Raw genomic sequence first — 19452 nt, 5'->3', positions numbered from 1 at the left:
CGGCATAGACCTCATGTTGATTATTGCTGCGTTCTGTCGTCCGGAGACCTAAGCGTGGTTTCAGAGTGCAAATTTTAATGCTTGCTTGCCCTGTGGCAACGATGCGGAGATGATAAATGCAGCAGTCTTCTAATCTTTCCAGATTTCTTAAAATCGGCCTTGGCAGCACAGCAATCAGCCTCATTGTGATGGCGAGCGCCGCACAGGCTCAACAAGCGAAACCGGCTACGGAAAATGCCGGCGAAGTGCAGCTCAATACAATCAATATTAAATCGGTCAATCCGCAGGAAATCACCTCGCGCCCTGCTCCGGTCAGCACGATTTCCAAAACAGAAATCAAGCTGAATGGTCGTGAAAAACTGGATACCGTTCTGCGCTCAACACCGGGTGTATTCACCTCGATCAATGGTTCAAACCCAGGTGTAGCCGTCAATATTCGTGGTTTTGAAGGTTCCGGCCGAGTCAATATGATGATTGACGGCGCGCCACAGAACTTCCGCACCACAGCGCATGATGCACAGGGTTATAGCTATATCGACCCGAACCTGTTGTCCTCGGTTGATATTACACGCGGTGCCATTACGACTGAAGGCGGTAGCGGTCTTGCCGGTAGCGTAAATTTCAAAACCCTTGGTGTTGATGACGTCATCATGGACGGCAAGGACAAAGGTGTTCTCGGCCGTGTATCATGGGGCAGCAATGGCGTCGGGTTCTCTGAAATGCTCGCCGGTGCGGCACGCATCAATGAAATCGGTATTGTTGCAGCGCTCAGCCGCCGCGATTCCAATGATTATAAAAACGGCGATGGATTTATTGTTCCTGAAACGGGTCAGGAACTGACGTCAGGGTTGTTTAAAGCTGAGATGGAAAGTGATGCACATAAGCTAACACTTGGCGGCGTCATCTATAATAACACTTATGGTACCTACGGTAGTTTTGGCCCAGGTAATGTAATCCTAAGTGAAATTTTGCTGCAAAACCGTACCTTTACAGCAAACTACAACTACAATCCTTCAGATAATGATTTGATCGATTTATCCGTTAACGCCTATCACAACTTTACTAAACTGACCTATCAAAAAGGCAGCGCTGATACAGTTCGCGGCCCTGGAACGCAAGGCCGTGAAATTACCAATGAGAGCACCGGGCTCTCCGTAGCCAATACATCTCGTTTTGCGTTTAACGATCTGTATCTCGATTGGAAATATGGCGCTGAATATAATCACGATAATACTGGTGGTATCAAAGTCGGACCAAATCCTATCCAGTCAACTTCAGATCGTGCAGCAATTTTTACACAAGCTGAATGGGGCTATGGTGATCTGCAGGTTTTGACCGGTGTGCGCTATGATTACTTCAAGCTTGAAAATGAAGAAGCAAACATTAAAAATAGTGACGGTCGCCTCAATCCGAAAGTCACTGTTGCTTACAATGTAACCGACTGGCTTCAGCCTTATGTTACCTACGCACATTCCATGCGCGCACCGACTTTGCAAGAAACAATGCTCGGAGGCACAGGGCACGGAAATAGCAGTCCAACAGGTTACAGGGCTAATCCAAATCTACTCCCTGAAAAACAGCGTGGATGGGAAATTGGTTTCAATATTGCACAGGACAATATCTTCACCCCAGAAGATAAAATTCGCCTGAAGGCTAATTATTACACGCAACAGATTGAAGACTATATTACGTCTTCGGCCGACAGAACTCAATTTATCAACAATGCAGGCACGTCACGTGTCAGCGGTTTTGAAATTGAAAGTAATTATGAATCTGCCTATATGTTTGGTGGCATCTCGTATAGCCATGCGAAATCAGATTTACCAACACAAACACCCGGTTTAGGTGCCAGCCAATATTTACCAGAAGATACCGTTGCGGTAACCCTTGGCGGGTATTTTCTGGATAAAAAACTTTCTACAGGTGTGAAGTATTCTTATGTATCAAGCGGCCCTGTAGCTAAAATTGATGATAGAGCTAACCTCATTCCGGGAGCGCGCGCTAAATCATATGATTTGGTAGATCTGTTCGCGACTTATAAATTCAATGAAAATGTTGATCTGTCTTTCAAGGTCACCAACCTTTTCGATAAACAATACACACCTGCCCTCAGCACTTACGGCTCCGGTCAGGGACGGACCTTTGTTGTTGCATCACAGTTCCAGTTCTAAGTTCGTATAATTTCAAAAATCCGGCAGCGCGTCTCACAGGACGCGCTGTTGTTTTATAAAACCTGTTGAAATCGCCCCATACATCAATATGCGTCAACACGCCGCACAGGTATTATTTTACCATTTTCACTGCTTTTAGTGCTGTCGTCACGATGAATAGCTCAATTAATATGGATATTTAACTCAAGTTTAAAATCATTCTAAATAGTTGATTTTTAGAACTGTTTTAATCTGAGGTGTTTGACAATTTTCCGAGCATGAAGCATTAGAAAATCAATCAGTTACAGTGCAACTTTAAATGTTTGGCCTTGACCCATCCATTTGGAGGAATAATGAATCAGTATAATTTTTCCATTACGTCCCAGAATGCGATTAAAACAGGCGATTTAGCAGAAAATCACAATATGATTTTCACTTCCATCGCATCTAATTCAAATAAATTTATCGCAAAACACGGCACTTTAGCCGTTTCAACTATGCATGGTGCAGCATGTTAGTCTGCCATTGCAATATTATTACTGCCAAAGAAATCGAAAATACTATCATCCAGATGCTGGATGAGGATTGCTGGCAATTAATTGTTCCTGCCAAGGTCTACCATGCTATGAAAAAGCGTGGGCGTTGCTGCGGCTGCTTCCCAAATGTCGTTGAAACGATCATAAGAGTCACCGAAGAATATCATCTTCGGCGCGAGCACAATGATTCTGAGTTCATTGTCTATATTGATCGCGTTCGTGCGTTACGTGAACAATTCGGGAGCGAATGGAATGAAAGGCGACAAAAAGGTCATCGAGCGGCTTAATGAGGCACTTTTCCTCGAACTCGGTGCTGTAAACCAGTACTGGCTGCACTACCGCCTTCTGTCTGACTGGGGCTTTACACGTCTGGCTAAGAAAGAACGCGAAGAATCCATTGAAGAAATGCAGCATGCAGATCGCCTGATCGACCGGATCATTTTCCTTGAAGGTCATCCGAACCTGCAGACTGTTGCGCCGCTACGCATTGGTCAGACTGTTAAGGAAGTTCTGGAAGCTGATCTGGCCGGTGAATATGATGCCCGTGCATCCTATAAGAAATCCCGTGAGATTTGCGACGAAGCCGGTGACTATGTCAGCCGTCAGCTGTTTGATGAACTGCTGAAGGATGAAGAAGGTCACATCGACTTTCTCGAAACCCAGCTCGAGCTTCTCGAAAAAATCGGTGAAGAACGCTACGGCATGCTCAATGCTGCACCTGCCGACGCTGCAGAATAACAGCGCTTCCGTCTGTGATGAAAGGCTCCGCTTGCGGGGCCTTTTTTATTTATGAAAACGCACATTCTTTGCCCAAAATAAATTTGAAAATCAGAATTGCAGTGTTTCTGATGTGCTCGTGCGTTTTAATGCTCCTGTAATTTACAGGAGACTATCAATGGATTTTCGCATTACCGGACTTTCACCGGAACCGTTTCGTCATTTATTCGGCCTGCCCGATCATGAATTGGCAAAGCATCGTGCAATTCGCGTGATTGCCGATGATGTAAATTATCCTGACCGTATCGGGATGCGTGAGGTCGCAATTGGTGACAGCCTGCTGCTGCTCAACCATGTCTGTCAGCCGGTTGAATCTCCATATTATGCAACGCATGCAATTTATGTGCATGAGCATGCAACAGAGGTCTATGACCGGATTAATGAAGTGCCGGCCGTTATGCGCTCCAGATTGCTGTCGCTGCGTGCTTATAATGAAAAGGGCATGATTATCGGTGCAGAGGTTGTGCAGGGCACAGAAGTCGAAGGCGCGATTGAACGCCTCTTCAGTAATGAAAACGCCGCCTATATCCATGCCCATAATGCTGCCCGCGGCTGTTATTCCGGCCGTATAGACAGAGCATAAAGACAAAAAAGGCTCCGCATGCGGAGCCTTTTCTTTATCACTTCGACAAACTGCTTATTGCGGCAGCTGATCATCAATGCCCTGAACATAAAAGTTCATGCCGATGATGGTTGCATCATCCGCAGTTTCACCTTCCTTGAGCCATTCAGAACCATCCTGCTTTTTCAGTGGGCCGGTAAACGGCTTCAGTTCGCCGGAAGCGAGCTTCTTGATGGTTTCTTCGGCCATGGCTTTCACATCATCAGGCATGTTGGTCATTGGTGCCATTGTCACCAGACCGGTATTCATACCATCAAATGAGTTTTTCTCTTTCCATGTGCCATCCAGAACAGCCTTGGTGCGCTCGACATAATAAGGCGACCAGTTATAAACTGTGGCTGTCAGCTGGGTTTCAGGACCAAACTTGATCATATCCGAAGCCTGACCAAATGCCTTGATGCCGCGTTCTGCTGCAACCTGTACAGGTGCAGTGGAGTTGGTGTGCTGAGCCAGAACATCAACGCCCTGATCGATCAGCGCCTTAGCCGCATCCGCTTCACGACCCGGATCAAACCAGGAGTTAGCCCAGATCACTTTGATCTTGAAATCCGGATTAACAGACTGTGCGCCGAGCATGAAGGAGTTGATTGCCTGAACAACTTCCGGCACCGGAACAGAACCGATGAAACCGGCTGTGCCGTTTTTCGACATCTTCGCAGCAATCTGCCCCTGCACATAACGGCCTTCATAGAAACGCGCATTATAAGCGGACACGTTTTCGGCTGTTTTATAACCGGTTGCGTGTTCGAATTTCACATCAGGAAACTTCTTCGCAACTTTGATTGTCGGATCCATATAGCCGAAAGACGTTGTGAAAATCAGCTTGTTACCGGCGCGGGCAAGACGCTCGATCGAACGCTCGGCATCGGCACCTTCCGGCACGCTTTCAAGATAAGTGGTGACGATTTTATCGCCGAACTCTTTTTCCATCGCTTTACGGGCTTCATCGTGCTGGTAGGTCCAGCCGAAATCTCCCGGAGGTCCGATATAGATAAATCCGACTTTGAGCGGCTCTTGTGCAAAGGCGCTGCCCGCCATTGTGATACTTGCTGCTGTAGCAAGGATCGTAAGCGCTTTTTTCATGGTGCCCGTTCTCCTGTTAACATCCGATGCCGGTATAAGAGGATCGCAAAATTTGTGTCAGCGATCCGGTACAAAAGATTTGCCGAGTGAAGCCGGCGTATTCATCATGGTGAGGCGGCGGTTGCGGGAAATAACAACCAGAACCACAATTGTTGCCAGATAAGGCAGTGCCGACATGAATTGTGACGGCAAGCCAATACCAAAGGCCTGTGCGTGCAGCTGGCCAATAGTGACCGCACCAAACAAATAGGCACCGATCAGCACGCGCCATGGCCGCCACGAGGCGAACACCACCAGAGCCAGTGCGATCCAGCCGCGCCCTGCACTCATATTCTCCACCCATTGCGGTACGTAAACAAGCGACAGCTGCGCACCGGCAAGACCGGCACAGGCACCGCCAAATATCACGGCCAGATAACGGGTGCGCACGACATTAATGCCAAGAGCGTGGGCAGAACTATGATTGTCACCGATAGAGCGCAGCTGAAGTCCTGCCCTTGTGCGGAACAGAAACCAGCTGACACCGATAACCAGCACCATTGCGATATAGAAAATCACGTCTTGTCCGAACAATAATTTGCCGATCAGCGGCACATCACTGAGATAAGGAATGTTCAAAGACGGCAGTTTGACACCAGGCAAGCCAACAAAGCTCTCACCGATAACAGCTGATGCGCCAAGACCAAGAATAGTCAGTGCCAGTCCGGTCGCCACCTGATTGGCAACCAATGTCAGAGTCAGGAATGCAAACAGCAAAGCCAGTGCTGCCCCTGCAAGAATTGCAGCGAACATGCCGAGCCACGCATTGCCGGTTGTATACGCAACGGCAAAGCCGGTGACAGCCCCCATGACCATCATACCTTCAACACCGAGATTGAGAACGCCGGAGCGCTCTGCAACCAGCTCTCCAAGCGCTGCAATCAGCAGAGGTGTTGCCGCAGTGGCAATGGTCAGCAGAATAGCCTGTGTCATATCCATGGCTCAGGCCTCCCCGCGCAGATCATGCTGACTGCGTCTGACAAAACGAATGCGATAATGAATGAAGCTGTCACAGGCGAGAACAAAGAACAGGATCATACCCTGAAACACGCGCGCGGCTTTCTCGGAGATACCGATAGAAAGCTGAGCGGCCTCACCACCAAGATAGGAAAGCGCCAGCACAAGACCGGCAGCAATAATGCCAAGCGGATTAAGACGGCCAAGAAATGCAATGATAATCGCGGTAAAACCGTAGCCAGGAGTGATGGTTGTGCGCAGTTGGCCGATGGCTCCGGAAACTTCGCTGATGCCGGCCAGTCCTGCCAATGCGCCGGAGAGCAGAAAGGCAAAGAACGTGATTTTACCGGCACTGAAACCGGCAAAACGGGCAGCACGCGGGCTTTGTCCGACAACTTTAATCTGAAAGCCTTTGAGCGTACTGCGCAACATGAACCACAGCGCAAAAGCCGCAACAATGGCAAATACAAAGCCCCAATGCGCGCGACCTGATGCAGACCAGATTTCCGGTAGAATGGCATAATCATGAAACTGCCGGCTTTCAGGGAAATTCATCCCCGCAGGATTACGCCACGGGCCGCGCACCAGCCAATCCAGAAAGAACTGCGCTACATAGACCAGCATCAGGCTGGTCAGAATTGTATTGGCGTTAAAACGCACTTTGAGCAGTGCCGGAATAGCCGCATAAAGTGCACCGCCAGCCATCCCCATCAGCAGCATCAGCGGCAGCACATACCAGCCCTGCACATCAGGAAACACAATCGGCATCATCGAACCGGCAATCGCGCCCATGGTTAACTGACCTTCGGCACCGATATTCCAGTTATTGGACAAATAACAAACTGACAGGCCGACCGCGATCAGGATTAGCGGTGCGGCTTTAACCAGCAATTCATGGATCGACCAGATATCGAGCAGCGGCTCAATAAAAAACGCATGGAGTGCAGCAAACGGATCTTTACCCATCAGCGCAAACAAAATGGCGCCGCAAATCATTGCAAGCGCCAAGGCGATCAGCGGTGAAAAAGCACTAAACCAACGGGAGGGTTGCGGTCTCTTGATCAGTTCAATACGCATCAGATTGCCCCGCCCATCATCAGGCCGATTTTTTCGGCGGTTACAATATCGCGCGGCAATGCTTCAGACAGTTGCCCATGATGCATCACTGCGATGCGGTCACAGATTTCAAACAATTCATCAAGATCCTGACTGATAACAAGAACGGCCGAACCCTGCCGCGACAAATCCACCAAAGCCTGACGAATACGCATCGCGGCACCGGCATCCACACCCCATGTTGGCTGATTAACAACCAGCACTGACGGATTGCGATCCAGTTCCCGTCCGATAATGAATTTCTGCAAATTACCGCCGGATAATGCCCCCGCCACAGGGTTCTCTGCATTTTTGCGCACATCCATCATCGCATTAATGCGCCTGGCTGCCGATGAGAGCGCAGAACGGGCGATAATCTTCAGAAAGCCGCCTTTAAGAAAGACCTTCGCATCGGTGCGATAACGCGACAAAAACAAGTTATCAGTCAGGGGCAGTTCCGGTACTGCTCCATGTCCGAGGCGCTCTTCGGGTACAAAGCCCGCGCCCAGCAAACGGCGGCGGGTAATGCCGGAAAGTCCGGCCTCCTGTCCGCGAATGCGGATGGCTGCGGCTTTGTCCTGACGCACCTCACCGGAGACGGCTTCAAAAAACTCACTCTGCCCGTTACCGGCGACACCGGCAATACCAACCACCTCACCGGCGTGCACAGACAGGGAAATATCGCGCAATGCTGTCGAGAAAGGCCCGCGTGGTGCCTGTGAAAGCCCGTTAATCTCGAGCAAATTACCATGGCCTTGCGGCTGAGCAGCCAGCTTTGGGCGCTCAACAAGGGCAACATCCTCGCCCACCATCATGCGTGCAAGGGAAGCGGCTGTTTCCCGAGAGGGTGTGCAATGGGATACAACTTTACCGTGGCGCAGCACGGTAGCGCGGTCGCAAATCTGCTTCACTTCTTCCAGCCGGTGGCTGATATAGAGAATGGATTTGCCTTCGCTTTTAAGCCTGTTCAGCGTAACAAATAGCTTATCTGCTTCCTGCGGTGTCAAAACGGCTGTCGGCTCGTCCAGAATAATCAGTTCTGGCTCCTGCAACAGACAACGGATAATCTCAATCCGCTGACGCTCACCAACGGATAAATCACCGACCAATGCGTCTGTATCAACCGGAAGCCCATAGGTCTCACCGATCTTCGATGCTTTTTTGGCAACCTCTGTAAGTGACAGGCCAGCATCCAGCGATAGTGCGATATTCTCCGCAGCCGTGAGACTGTCAAATAATGAGAAATGCTGGAACACCATGCCAATGCCGAGTTTACGGGCAAAGGCGGGACTGGTCATACGAACCTTGCGGCCCTTCCAGACAACCTCACCCTCAAGCGGCTGTAATGAGCCGAACAGCATTTTGACAAGCGTAGACTTTCCGGCGCCATTCTCTCCCAGCAGCGCATGAATTTCACCGCGTTCAATGGTCAGATCAATCTGATCGCAGGCTTTCAGCGCGCCAAACTGTTTTGTCAGGCGCTGAACATTCAGCAATTGTTGAGATGGTGCGGAAGGTTCTGTCATGTGTCCCCGAGACATTGCTTCCGCCCACCTTATGCCACAGAGAAAAAAATAGGGAAGCCGAAATGTAATTTATAACAATTCTATGAACAATTTTTAGAAGAAAAACAAAACCGCTTCCGGTGAAACTGCTTTTCACCGGAGTTCAACAGGGTTTTAAACGGCAGAGAACGCCGGTTTTACGGAATCAACACTGTTGTTCCGGTGGTCTTGCGGTCTTCGAGATCGCGATGCGCCTGCGCAGCATCACGCAGATCATAGGTCTGATTGACGTTGATTTTGACAGCACCGCTGGCAACCACATCAAACAGCGCTGCAGCAGCGCGCTCAAGCTCTTCGCGCGTTGCAATATAAGCACCAAGCGACGGGCGTGTAACATACAGCGAGCCATATTGGTTGAGCAGCGCCAGTTCGAATGGCGGCACTGGCCCCGAGGCATTGCCATAGCTCACGAACAAGCCGCGTGGTTGCAGAACCTGTAACGATGCAGGGAAAGTATCTTTGCCGACACTGTCATAAACCACCGGCAGACCTTTTCCGCCGGTGAATTCCTTCACCTTCTCGACGAAATTATCTTCGCGGTAATTGATCACATGATCATAGCCGAGCGACAGCGCAAGATCGATTTTCTCTTGCGAGCCCGCAGTACCGATAACCGTTGCGCCCAGATGTTTTGCCCACTGTCCGGCAATCTGCCCCACGCCGCCGGCAGCCGCATGGATCAGAACTGTGTCGCCCTTTTGAATCTGATAGGTAAGATTGGTCAGGTAATAAGCGGTCATACCTTTAAGCATCATCGATGCGGCAAGGCGCAGATCCATATTATCAGGCACTTTTACAAGACGATCCGCAGCAATCACACGCTCATCAGCATAAGCGCCCATAACACCGGTATAGGCAACGCGATCACCGATTTTAACATTGGTGACACCTTCGCCAACTGCCACAACAGTTCCCGCACCTTCCTGACCCGGAATGAAAGGCATTTGCGATGCTTTATAGAGACCGGTACGGAAATAGACATCGATGAAGTTCAGACCAACCGCTTCATGGCGGATGCGGGCTTCACCGGCTTTTGGCTGACCAACTTCAATCTGTTCATATTTCAGAACATCAGCACCACCGGTTTCGCGGATCAGAATGGCGTTCGTCATAGTCTGTGTTTCCTGTTATTTCGCAGCTGTTTTAAGACCAAGATTAGGCAGGAACTGCATCACAATACCAATGCAGTAGAGATAAATACCGGTTGCTGTGATGCCGATACGCACCCAGAGCGGCGCATCCATATGGTAGTAAATACCGGCCACACCGAACACACACCATGCCAGAAAGATGGTGAGGTTGAGCGGGCGCAAACGGGCAACGCGCACCGGATGCAGGAAGTTCAGCGGCATGAAAGACAGGATTGCGGAGACGACAACGATACCGAAAGCTGTCCACTCGCCGGGTCCGACGATAAACAGCGTGAATACCACCATATTCCAGACCACAGGGAAGCCTTTAAAGAAGTTCTCTTTAGTCTTCATACCCGTATCGGCATAGTAGATCGCGCTGCTGATAACGATGATCGCGCCGGAGAGAAACGACAGGCCATGCCCCATAAAGCCGCTCTGATAGAGTGCAAAAGCGGGGATCAGCACATAGGTCACATAGTCGATAATATTATCGAGAAGCTCCCCCGACCAGTTTGGCAGTACATATTTCACTTCAAGCTTACGGGCAATTGGCCCGTCAATACCATCGACGAACAGCGCCAGCCCCAGCCAGAGAAACATTGCCGTCCAGTTTTCTTCACTGGCTGCAACCAGTGACAGGAAAGCCAGAAACGAGCCGGAAGCCGTTAACAGGTGAACAGAAAAAGCCCGTACCTGAGGCACAGTGACTTTTTTTGCTTTCAGTTTTTCTGTCAGTTTCGCTTTCAAGGTCTTCGCCGATTCTATTACAAAAGATTAATGGATTACCAGTCCTGACAGCTTTTGTCGAAAATCACTAAAAGTGCAAGAAAAGGAGAGTTGAAAAACAGACAAAATGTCGCTCATCCAAAGAAGTTACCGGATCAGCCCTACTATCTCCGTTTTAATCATATGTTTTTGGTGTTGAAACGGCTAATTATGGCCTATTAGATTGAGCTGGCTAATCTGATTTTGTTTTTTAGAATTGGCAGACTAATTCCGGTAATTCAATTATCTGATTGAAAAGCCGGAAAACAAGAGGTGCATCATGTCTGGTTCCGGTCATCATTCCGATTTCAATGCAAATCTGCAATCGGGTCGTCTTCTCGTCAGCGGCAGCGGCCCAGCCGGAATGATCGCGGCATTGGCAATGGCGCAGGCAGGCTATGATGTTTTGCTCGCAGGCCCTGTCAGTGATCAGGATGACCGCCGCACTACGGCGCTAATGATGCCTGCTATCGAATATCTGGACAGTCTCGGCATTTGGGAAACCATTCGCCCTGATACGGCGGCACTTGCCTCCATGCGTATTGTTGACGGCACCCGCAGACTGATCCGCAGCCCTGCGGTGACATTCCGCGCTTCAGAAATCGGCACTGAGGCATTTGGCTACAACATTCCCAATCTGGTGCTGAACCGGGCGCTGCATGAAGCAGTTACCGCGCATCCGCGTATTGCCCGTAATTTCAGCAATGCGACAGCCTATCAGCAAAATGCAGACAGCATCAGCGTGACTTTCAGCGACGGACAGGTTGTGACCACGCCGTTGGTTGTGGCTGCTGACGGCCGCAACAGCTTAGCGCGTGATGCTGCGGGTATTAAAACCCGCCGCTGGCACTATCCGCAGACCGCTGTGGTATGCTCTTTCAGCCATAAAGTGCCGCATCAGAATATTTCGACTGAATTCCACACCGAAGATGGTCCTTTCACGCAGGTGCCACTGCCCGGAAACCGCTCCAGTCTCGTCTGGGTCGCAAATCCGCTGCGCGCTAAAAACCTGATGGCGTTGGATACAGAACAGCTCGCCCGTGAGATTGAAACCAAAATGCAGTCAATGCTAGGTGAGATCACGGTTGATAGCAAACAGCAGGCATGGCCGCTCTCCGGTCTGGTGCCGCTGAAATTTGCAGCCAAGCGCACAATCCTGATCGGTGAAGCCGCACACGTCTTCCCGCCTATTGGTGCGCAGGGTCTTAATCTCGGCACCCGTGACGTGGAAACACTGATCACAGCACTGAGCAAAGACAAGCAGGATGCCGGTTCCGATCGCGTTATCCGCGCCTATGACAGTGGCCGCCGCCCTGATATTCTGGCGCGTACCGGCTCTGTTGATGTGCTGAACCGCACATTATTGTCAGACTTCCTGCCTGCGCAGATTATTCGCGGCACTGGTCTGGAAATTCTGCGCGTTGTGCCGCCGCTGCGTGCTTTCTTCATGCGTGAGGGCCTGCGTCCGGGTGGTGGCTTCAAAGCGCTGCTGCCATCTTTCTCTGCCGCCAAAAAACAAGCGACAACACCGGCGATCACGCCACATCAAGACGGATCACAATGAGTGCCTTTGAAGTAAAATATGCGCGTTTCCAGATCGGACAGGTGGTGCGTCACCGCCTGTTACCGTTCCGCGGTATCATTTTTGATGTGGATCCGGAATTTGCCAATACAGAGGAATGGTACATGTCCATTCCCGAAGCCTCACGTCCGAAGCGTGAGCAGCCATTCTACCATGTGCTGGCGGAAAATGAGGAAACCGATTACGTGGCCTATGTCTCAGAGCAAAATCTGGAAGAAGATGAAAGCGATGAGCCATTACGCCATCCGCAGATCGGTGACTACTTCGACATCGACAGCCACGGCGAATATCACTTCAAAGCCGCACCGCTGAATTAAATTAAGGCATTAAGTTTTTAATTTAAAATATTGATAATAAACAAAAAGGCCGGATTGATCCGGCCTTTTCTTATTTCAGTTATGCACGACGAAGATCCGGTGGCGTTGCCTCTTCGCGCAGTGAATTCAGCGCCTCGTCCAGCGACATAGGTGTCTGGTCACGGGAGCCGAGGCGACGCACATTCACAGTGCGCTCTTCTGCTTCACGCTTACCAAGCACCAGAATGACCGGTACTTTCTGCAGCGAGTGCTCACGCACTTTGTAGTTGATCTTCTCGTTACGGAAGTCGGTCGTTACCTGCAAACCTGCTTTTTTGAACAAGTTAGCAACTTCCTGACCATATTCATCCGCTTCCGAAGTGATCGTTGCCACAACAACCTGAATTGGAGCGAACCACAGCGGCATATGACCGGCAAAGTTCTCAATCAGAATGCCGAGGAAACGCTCCATCGAACCACAGATAGCGCGGTGGATCATAACCGGCTGCTGCTTTTCGGAGTTATTGTCGATATAGAATGCACCGAAGCGTTCCGGCAGGTTGAAGTCAACCTGCGTTGTACCGCACTGCCATTCACGACCGATCGCGTCTTTCAGCGTATATTCAAACTTAGGTCCGTAGAACGCACCCTCACCTGGCAGAATGCCGGTTTTGATACGGCCGCCGGAATTGGCTTCAATTGTCTTGAGTACCTCGCCCATGACGCTTTCCGCACGATCCCACAAAGCATCATCACCTACGCGCTTTTCAGGGCGTGTGGAGAGTTTGACAGTAATCTGATCGAAGCCGAAATCGGCATAAGTCGAGAGGATCAGGTCGTTAATGCGCAGGCATTCATCTGCCATCTGCTCGTCAGTACAGAAGATATGCGCATCATCCTGCGTAAAGCCGCGAACGCGCATCAGACCATGCAACGCACCGGATGGCTCATAACGATGCACGTTACCGAATTCTGCCATTTTGATCGGCAGATCGCGGTAGGATTTCAAACCATGTTTGAAAATCTGCACGTGACCCGGGCAGTTCATCGGCTTCAGCGCGAAAACGCGGTCATCTTCAGTGTCATCACCGGCGGTGGTGACCTTGAACATGTTGTCTTTATACCAGCCCCAGTGACCGGATGTTTCCCAAAGGGATTTATCCAGCACCTGCGGTGCGTTGACTTCCTGATAGCCATGATCGTCGAGACGACGACGCATATAGCTGACAAGGCTCTGGAACATGCGCCAGCCCTTGGAATGCCAGAACACAACGCCCGGGCCTTCTTCCTGAAAATGGAACAGGTCCATTTCACGGCCAAGACGGCGATGGTCGCGCTTTTCGGCTTCTTCCAGCATTGTCAGATATTGCTGCAGATCAGCATCATTCGCGAAAGCTGTACCGTAAATACGTGTCAGCATCGGATTGTTGCTGTCGCCGCGCCAATAAGCACCGGCAACTTTCATCAGCTTGAACGCATTGCCGATCTGACCTGTGGAGGCCATATGCGGACCACGGCAAAGATCGAACCAGTCGCCCTGATAGTAGATCTTCAGATCCTGACCTTCAGGGATCGCGTCAATCAGTTCAACCTTATAGGATTCACCCTTATCGGAGAAAACCTGTTTGGCTTTTTCGCGTGTCCAGACTTCGCGTGTGAACGACTTGTTGCGGGCAATGATTTCACGCATTTTCTTTTCGATAACCGGCAGGTCATCGGGTGTGAAAGGCTCATTGCGGGCAAAGTCATAATAGAAACCGTTTTCAATAACCGGTCCGATTGTGACCTGCGTGCCAGGGAAAAGCTCCTGCACAGCTTCAGCCAGAACGTGGGCGCAGTCATGACGGATCAGCTCCAGCGCACGCGGATCTTCACGGGTGAGAATCTCGACTTTGCCTGATGCGCCAAGCGGCTCGGACAAATCACGTACGGTGCCGTCAACCGCATAGGCGACAGACTTTTTAGCCAGTGATTTGGAGATGGATTCGGCAAGCGCCAGACCAGTCATGGCCGGATCATATTCGCGCTGTGAGCCGTCAGGAAATTCGAGAGTAATAAGATCAGACATTGTCATCCTCATCCAGTCCCGCCAACGATTGCGGGTGGGTGTTTAGAGTAAACTTAAAATGACCGGCTCCTGCAAAACGAAGTGCAGATGTGACCGGCAATCTCTCTATAATCAATCTAAAAAGGGAAATAAACCTTAGGAGAAGAAAAGCTTAGTCATTATCGGGTTTTGCTGCGGAAATGTGCCAATAACGCCACGGAGAATACCATTTAAAGCGCGGCTCCAGCACTTCCGGTACGCGATCTATACCGCAGGTGCCGAAAGGCCCGCAGCGCATAACCCGAAACAGCCCCATCCAGCCGCCTGCCCACAAACCATAGCGGGCAATAGCCTCATAGGCATATTCAGAACACGTCGGCATATGCCGGCAGGAATTACCGATAAAGCCTGATAAAGTCAGCTGATAAAGCCGTACAAGCCCGATGCCCAGCAAGCGATCCGGTGTTTTACGCCATGCACCCTGATAGTTACGGCTATATTTTTTACGGGGCTGGGTTTCAGGCTGCGGGCACATATTATTGCGCTACAGCTTTGGCTGCAATCTGGTCAAGGCAGTCAACAACCGCATCAAAGGTCAGTAAAGTTGAAGCATGACGAGCTTTATAGTCCCGTACCGGCTCGAAAAACCGTAAATCCTCAAAGCGCCCTTCCGGCGGCGTGCCGTTTTCTTTCAGCATAGCGGTCATTTGCGCCTGTAAAGCGCGTAATTCCGCTTCTGTGGAGCCGATAATATGGCGTGCCATCACTGAAGATGTAGCCTGCCCCAAAGCGCAAGCCTTTACCTCATGAGCAAAATCCGTCACCACGCCGTCTTGCACTTTCAAATCGACCAGCACAGTCGAGCCGCAAAGCTTAGAATGCGCCTTTGCCGAAGCATCCGGCGCCTCAAGGCGGCCAATATGCGGGATATTACCGGCGAATTCCAGAATCCGGGCATTATACATATCATTGATCATCCGGATTCTCCTTTTTGACACTCAAAACACTTATTTTGAATACGCTCTATAAATGGCGATATAAATATTTCATTTCAAGCTGCTATTGCCCATAGCACAACCTGAATACGACATAAATCGGCACTCTTTGCCCTTTTAATATCTTCTGCTTACTCTATATAGAATGGGCATTTCTGCTATCGGCTCGTCCGGAGCGGCTGATGGAGACAGGCAGATCCGGCTTTTGCGCTGTAATCTGCAAATGCCGATAATTACCCTGACATAACTGCCAAGCCTTCAGCGGTACAGATTATTTTACTGCCTGAGCAAGCTTCGTAACAGTGTCCGTTTAACTCGTCTCTCCACTGAGGGAGACTACGGGAGCTCGATATGAACAAGCACATTGCCGACACAAAAAACAATGATGTGATCCGTCCGACGCAGGCTGAAGCCGAAGCTGCGGTTAAAACACTCCTGCTCTGGCTGGGTGAAGATACATCCCGAGAAGGCCTGATTGAAACGCCGAAACGCGTTGCCAAAGCCTATAAAGAACTGTTTTCAGGCTACCAGCAGTCGCCGGAAGAAGAACTTGGCACCGTTTTTGAAGAGGTTGCCGGTTATAAGGATATGGTGCTGATCAAAGATATCAGCTTCTTCTCCCATTGTGAGCATCATATGGTGCCGATTATCGGCAAGGCGCATGTCGGCTATCTGCCAAATGGTTCTGTTGTCGGCCTGTCCAAGATTGCCCGTGTTGTTGATATGTTTGCACATCGCCTGCAAACGCAGGAAAGCATGACGGCTCAGATCGCGCACAGCATCCAGAATATTCTCAAGCCGCTTGGTGTCGCTGTTCTAATTGAAGCGGAACATATGTGCATGGCTATGCGTGGTATTCGCAAACAGGGTTCAACGACACTGACCACAACCTTTACCGATGCTTTTGAAACAGATATCGCCAATCAGGTACGGTTCATGACAATGCTACGGAGTGGTTCATGACACATCTGCCGCCAGAATTTCCAGCGCAGACAGACAAGCACAGCACCGAAGAAGGTTCTGTGTTTGCACCACGCTTTGACGATGCAGGCCTGATCACAGCTGTCGTGTGCAATGCGGATGATAATGAACTGCTGATGGTCGCGCATATGAATGCGGAAGCGCTGCGCCTGACACTGGAAACCGGCATCGCCCATTACTGGTCTCGTTCACGCAAATCGCTTTGGAAAAAAGGCGAAACGTCCGGCAATCTGCAAACTGTTATTGAGATGCGTACTGACTGTGATCAGGATGCACTTTGGCTTAAAGTCAAAGTTGCTGGCAATGGCCCAACTTGCCATACCGACCGTCATTCCTGCTTCTACCGCGTCGTCAACGTCGACGGCAATCATGTTATTTTACATAAATAAAACAATACACTAAGAGCTTAATTTAATTTTTTAATGCACAAACCAGAAAAGCCCTGCGTAATATAAAATTACGCAGGGCTTTTTGTCTGGAGGACCGCTCTTTCGCCCTCACTGAAGGCGGAAGAACTTATTTCATAAGAGGCGTCCTTCACCTCTCAGCAGATGATTAGAACTTGTAGTTCACACCAACGCGTACAGTGTGGAAGTTAGTTTTAACTTTAGAAACATCAGCTTCGTCACGGAATTTAACTTTGCCGAGGTCTGTATAGAGATATTCTGTCTTCAGAGTAACGTTGTCTGTGAAGGCATGCTCAATACCAGCACCGGCAGTCCAGCCAGCGCGGGTCTTGGATGCGCTATCACGACCGAAGTCAACATCATTGCCTTCAATTTTAACTTTACCGTAAGCAAGACCAGCTGTACCGTAGAGCATTGTACGCTCAGCAATGTCTGCACCCAGACGACCACGAACAGTGCCGAACCACTGAATCTTAGCTTTTACGTCACCTTCGTATGCGCCGGTTTCATCGTAGAAAGTTACGGACTTCTTCATGGAAGTACCCTGGAAGTCAGCTTCGATACCAGCAACGATCTGGTCGAACTGCCAGTTGTAACCAGCCTGCACACCACCAACGAAGCCGCGTGGCTTAACGCTTACGCCGTCTTCTTTCATCTTACCGAAGCCGTAGCCAGCGTTCACACCAGCATAAGCGCCTTCCCAGCTGAATGTGTTTGCAACTGCAACCGGTGCTGGTTCGTTGTAAACGATAGCATCAGCAGCCATTGCTGTGCCGGAGAAAAGAACTGCTGCAGAAGCGGCGAGAGCAATTTTGTTAAACATGTCTATCAGACCTTTTAGAAAGAAACTCGTTGATCTTGTTTTACACCACCCAGTCAAAAATGCTGTAACAATATTGCAACACGATATGGAGGAAACATTTATGGTTACTAATATGTAAATTACAGAAAACCAAGAAATACAAACGCCGAAACAATTATAAAAGGTGTCCTTAACTTTATCAAAACGTATGAAATCCACTAATTAACTGTTTTATATGAAATATTTTGAAATCTCGTCGATAATTACGGCAAATTTACTTGCAAAAAAACCTATGAAAGTCATAGTCTGAATATATCAAAAAAACTGCATATTATTCATTTTTACGAGTATATTCAGGAGATATTGCATGCTGCCATGGGTAACACGCCGCAAAACACCGCTTAATAATGCAGCATCGATACCTGTTGAGATTGCCTCGCCAGCTATTTCAAAGACTCCGCAACCAATTGCACTTGCCCTTGGCGGCGGTTCGGCACGGGGCTGGGCACATATCGGTGTGCTTCGCGCCCTCACTGAGGCCAATATCAAAATCTCGATGATTGCAGGCACCTCTATCGGCGCTTTGGTCGGCGGGTGTTATCTGGCCGGAAAGCTTGATGAGCTGGAGGAATTTGCACGCTCCCTCACACGCCGGCGCATGTTCAGCCTCATGGATATTACTTTTCGTGGCAGCGGTTTGTTCGGTGGGATGAAGCTGGATCGAAAACTTCATCAGCATCTGGACGGCTTAAATATCGATGACCTGCCCTGCCCCTATGTTGCCGTTGCTACTGAGTTACGCACAGGTCATGAGATATGGCTTTCCACCGGCTCCCTTATAATGGCGATGCGCGCCTCTTATGCACTGCCGGGTGTTTTCGAGCCGATCCGCTATGATCACCGCCTGCTGGTCGACGGTGCACTGGTCAATCCTGTACCGGTTTCGGTATGTCGTGCCTATGAGCAACCGCTCGTGCTTGCGGTGAACCTGAACTATGACCAATTCGGCCGTGCGGCCGTGGTTAAATATACCAGCCCTGCCCGCGCAGGTCATGAAGATGAAATCAGCCCCGTCCATGCGGGAGTTATCGCGCATGAATCACGTCTTGGTATTACCGGCGTTATGATGGACGCTTTTAATATTATACAAGACAGAATCTCACGCGCCCGCATGGCCGGTGATCCGCCGGATATTGCCCTGATGCCAAGCATCGGCCATATCGGCCTGACTGAGTTTCACAGAGCAGCAGAAACCATAGATATCGGCTATCAGGAAACACGTAAACAACTGGAAAACATCGAAAGACTGCAACATGTTGTCTTTTTATGACAGCATTATTATGCAGCACCTCAGTTATGAGCATGTCCAGTCGACAGCTTCATCTCATTGATGGCATTGTAAAATCGCAGATTATCAAGGAAATAATACCCTTCTGTGAATTACTTTTAAAAAAATGCAGCGAAACGAATAAAGCGGCTTGTCACCCTAATAGTGATTTGCTACATCGCCTTCACCGAAGCAATTCGGTTTCTACCACACAGTGCGGTCGTGGCGGAATTGGTAGACGCGCAGCGTTGAGGTCGCTGTGGGGCAACCCGTGGAAGTTCGAGTCTTCTCGA

19 protein-coding genes and 1 pseudogene are annotated in these 19452 nt (G+C 49.8%); 10 read left to right on the top strand and 10 right to left on the bottom strand.

Annotated features, from left to right (window positions below):
- Positions 1–116 precede the first annotated feature (116 nt).
- From DFR47_RS04085 to DFR47_RS04070, 4 genes are all read left to right on the top strand, one after another.
- Positions 117–2171, top strand: coding sequence for a TonB-dependent receptor domain-containing protein (locus DFR47_RS04085; RefSeq protein WP_113943059.1), 2055 nt, complete (start codon positions 117–119; stop codon positions 2169–2171).
- A 490-nt stretch (positions 2172–2661) separates the two neighbouring features.
- The gene (locus DFR47_RS04080) at positions 2662–2973 is read left to right on the top strand and encodes a (2Fe-2S)-binding protein (RefSeq protein WP_113943058.1); all 312 of its coding nucleotides are present in this window, start codon (positions 2662–2664) and stop codon (positions 2971–2973) included.
- Positions 2939–3424 carry a bacterioferritin gene (bfr, locus tag DFR47_RS04075; protein ID WP_113943057.1) on the top strand — a complete coding sequence of 162 codons (486 nt, stop codon included), beginning with the start codon at positions 2939–2941 and terminating at the stop codon, positions 3422–3424. The genes DFR47_RS04080 and bfr overlap by 35 nt, the downstream gene beginning before the upstream one ends.
- 157 nt (positions 3425–3581) lie before the next feature.
- Entirely contained in the window at positions 3582–4046 is a 465-nt protein-coding gene (locus DFR47_RS04070; protein WP_113943056.1) for a DUF1203 domain-containing protein, read from the top strand.
- 54 nt (positions 4047–4100) lie between these two features.
- Here the strand turns inward: DFR47_RS04070 and DFR47_RS04065 are convergent, their stop codons facing one another.
- The 6 genes from DFR47_RS04065 to pcsA all read right to left on the bottom strand — a co-directional run bounded on the left by DFR47_RS04065 (position 4101) and on the right by pcsA (position 10704).
- Positions 4101–5168 carry a BMP family ABC transporter substrate-binding protein gene (locus DFR47_RS04065; RefSeq protein ID WP_113943055.1) on the bottom strand — a complete coding sequence of 356 codons (1068 nt, stop codon included), beginning with the start codon at positions 5166–5168 and terminating at the stop codon, positions 4101–4103.
- A 57-nt stretch (positions 5169–5225) separates the two neighbouring features.
- Positions 5226–6146 (bottom strand): ABC transporter permease, encoded by a 921-nt coding sequence (locus DFR47_RS04060; RefSeq protein ID WP_113943054.1) that lies wholly within the window; start codon positions 6144–6146, stop codon positions 5226–5228.
- Between the two features lie 3 nt (positions 6147–6149).
- Positions 6150–7241 (bottom strand): ABC transporter permease, encoded by a 1092-nt coding sequence (locus tag DFR47_RS04055; RefSeq protein WP_113943053.1) that lies wholly within the window; start codon positions 7239–7241, stop codon positions 6150–6152.
- The gene (locus DFR47_RS04050; RefSeq protein WP_113943052.1) at positions 7241–8785 is read right to left on the bottom strand and encodes an ABC transporter ATP-binding protein; all 1545 of its coding nucleotides are present in this window, start codon (positions 8783–8785) and stop codon (positions 7241–7243) included. The genes DFR47_RS04055 and DFR47_RS04050 overlap by 1 nt, the downstream gene beginning before the upstream one ends.
- 176 nt (positions 8786–8961) lie before the next feature.
- Positions 8962–9936: a quinone oxidoreductase family protein gene (locus DFR47_RS04045; protein ID WP_113943051.1), complete on the bottom strand. Its 975-nt coding sequence runs from the start codon at positions 9934–9936 to the stop codon at positions 8962–8964.
- 15 nt (positions 9937–9951) lie between these two features.
- Positions 9952–10704, bottom strand: coding sequence for a phosphatidylcholine synthase (gene pcsA, locus DFR47_RS04040; RefSeq protein ID WP_113943050.1), 753 nt, complete (start codon positions 10702–10704; stop codon positions 9952–9954).
- Positions 10705–11002: 298 nt separating this feature from the next.
- Here pcsA and DFR47_RS04035 point away from each other — a divergent pair, with 298 nt between their 5' ends.
- Together DFR47_RS04035 and hspQ are read left to right on the top strand one after the other, a co-directional pair.
- Positions 11003–12286: a UbiH/UbiF family hydroxylase gene (locus DFR47_RS04035; RefSeq protein ID WP_113943049.1), complete on the top strand. Its 1284-nt coding sequence runs from the start codon at positions 11003–11005 to the stop codon at positions 12284–12286.
- Positions 12283–12621: a heat shock protein HspQ gene (hspQ, locus tag DFR47_RS04030; RefSeq protein WP_113943048.1), complete on the top strand. Its 339-nt coding sequence runs from the start codon at positions 12283–12285 to the stop codon at positions 12619–12621. Before DFR47_RS04035 ends, hspQ begins: the two co-directional genes overlap by 4 nt.
- Positions 12622–12700: 79 nt before the next feature.
- On the opposite strand, the gene thrS is transcribed toward hspQ, so the two are convergent.
- From thrS to DFR47_RS04015, 3 genes are all read right to left on the bottom strand, one after another.
- Entirely contained in the window at positions 12701–14668 is a 1968-nt protein-coding gene (gene thrS / locus DFR47_RS04025; RefSeq protein WP_113943047.1) for a threonine--tRNA ligase, read from the bottom strand.
- Between the two features lie 151 nt (positions 14669–14819).
- A complete protein-coding gene (yidD, locus tag DFR47_RS04020; RefSeq protein ID WP_113943046.1) occupies positions 14820–15182 on the bottom strand; it encodes a membrane protein insertion efficiency factor YidD in 363 nt (120 codons plus the stop codon).
- A gap of 1 nt (position 15183) precedes the next feature.
- Positions 15184–15624 (bottom strand): iron-sulfur cluster assembly scaffold protein, encoded by a 441-nt coding sequence (locus DFR47_RS04015; RefSeq protein ID WP_113943045.1) that lies wholly within the window; start codon positions 15622–15624, stop codon positions 15184–15186.
- A 369-nt stretch (positions 15625–15993) separates the two neighbouring features.
- On the opposite strand from DFR47_RS04015, the gene folE reads away from it, so the two are divergent.
- Together folE and hisI are read left to right on the top strand one after the other, a co-directional pair.
- Positions 15994–16605: a GTP cyclohydrolase I FolE gene (gene folE / locus DFR47_RS04010; protein ID WP_113943044.1), complete on the top strand. Its 612-nt coding sequence runs from the start codon at positions 15994–15996 to the stop codon at positions 16603–16605.
- On the top strand, positions 16602–17012 hold the full coding sequence (gene hisI / locus DFR47_RS04005) for a phosphoribosyl-AMP cyclohydrolase (protein ID WP_113943043.1): 411 nt from the start codon (positions 16602–16604) through the stop codon (positions 17010–17012). Before folE ends, hisI begins: the two co-directional genes overlap by 4 nt.
- Positions 17013–17178: 166 nt before the next feature.
- Here hisI and DFR47_RS04000 read toward each other — a convergent pair whose 3' ends face one another.
- A complete protein-coding gene (locus tag DFR47_RS04000; RefSeq protein WP_245416430.1) occupies positions 17179–17853 on the bottom strand; it encodes an outer membrane protein in 675 nt (224 codons plus the stop codon).
- A gap of 346 nt (positions 17854–18199) precedes the next feature.
- On the opposite strand from DFR47_RS04000, the pseudogene DFR47_RS03995 reads away from it, so the two are divergent.
- Both DFR47_RS03995 and DFR47_RS21970 read left to right on the top strand, forming a co-directional pair.
- Positions 18200–18859 (top strand): annotated as a pseudogene (locus tag DFR47_RS03995) (patatin-like phospholipase family protein); the annotation flags it as partial.
- Between the two features lie 329 nt (positions 18860–19188).
- A partial coding sequence (locus tag DFR47_RS21970; protein WP_210207262.1) for a hypothetical protein occupies positions 19189–19452 on the top strand: 264 nt, incomplete at its 3' end.

This window comes from Pseudochrobactrum asaccharolyticum, from assembly GCF_003314995.1.
Lineage (GTDB): Bacteria > Pseudomonadota > Alphaproteobacteria > Rhizobiales > Rhizobiaceae > Pseudochrobactrum > Pseudochrobactrum asaccharolyticum.
The sequence above is the reverse complement of the archived record's forward strand: the minus strand, read 5'-3'. Positions and strand labels throughout refer to the sequence as shown.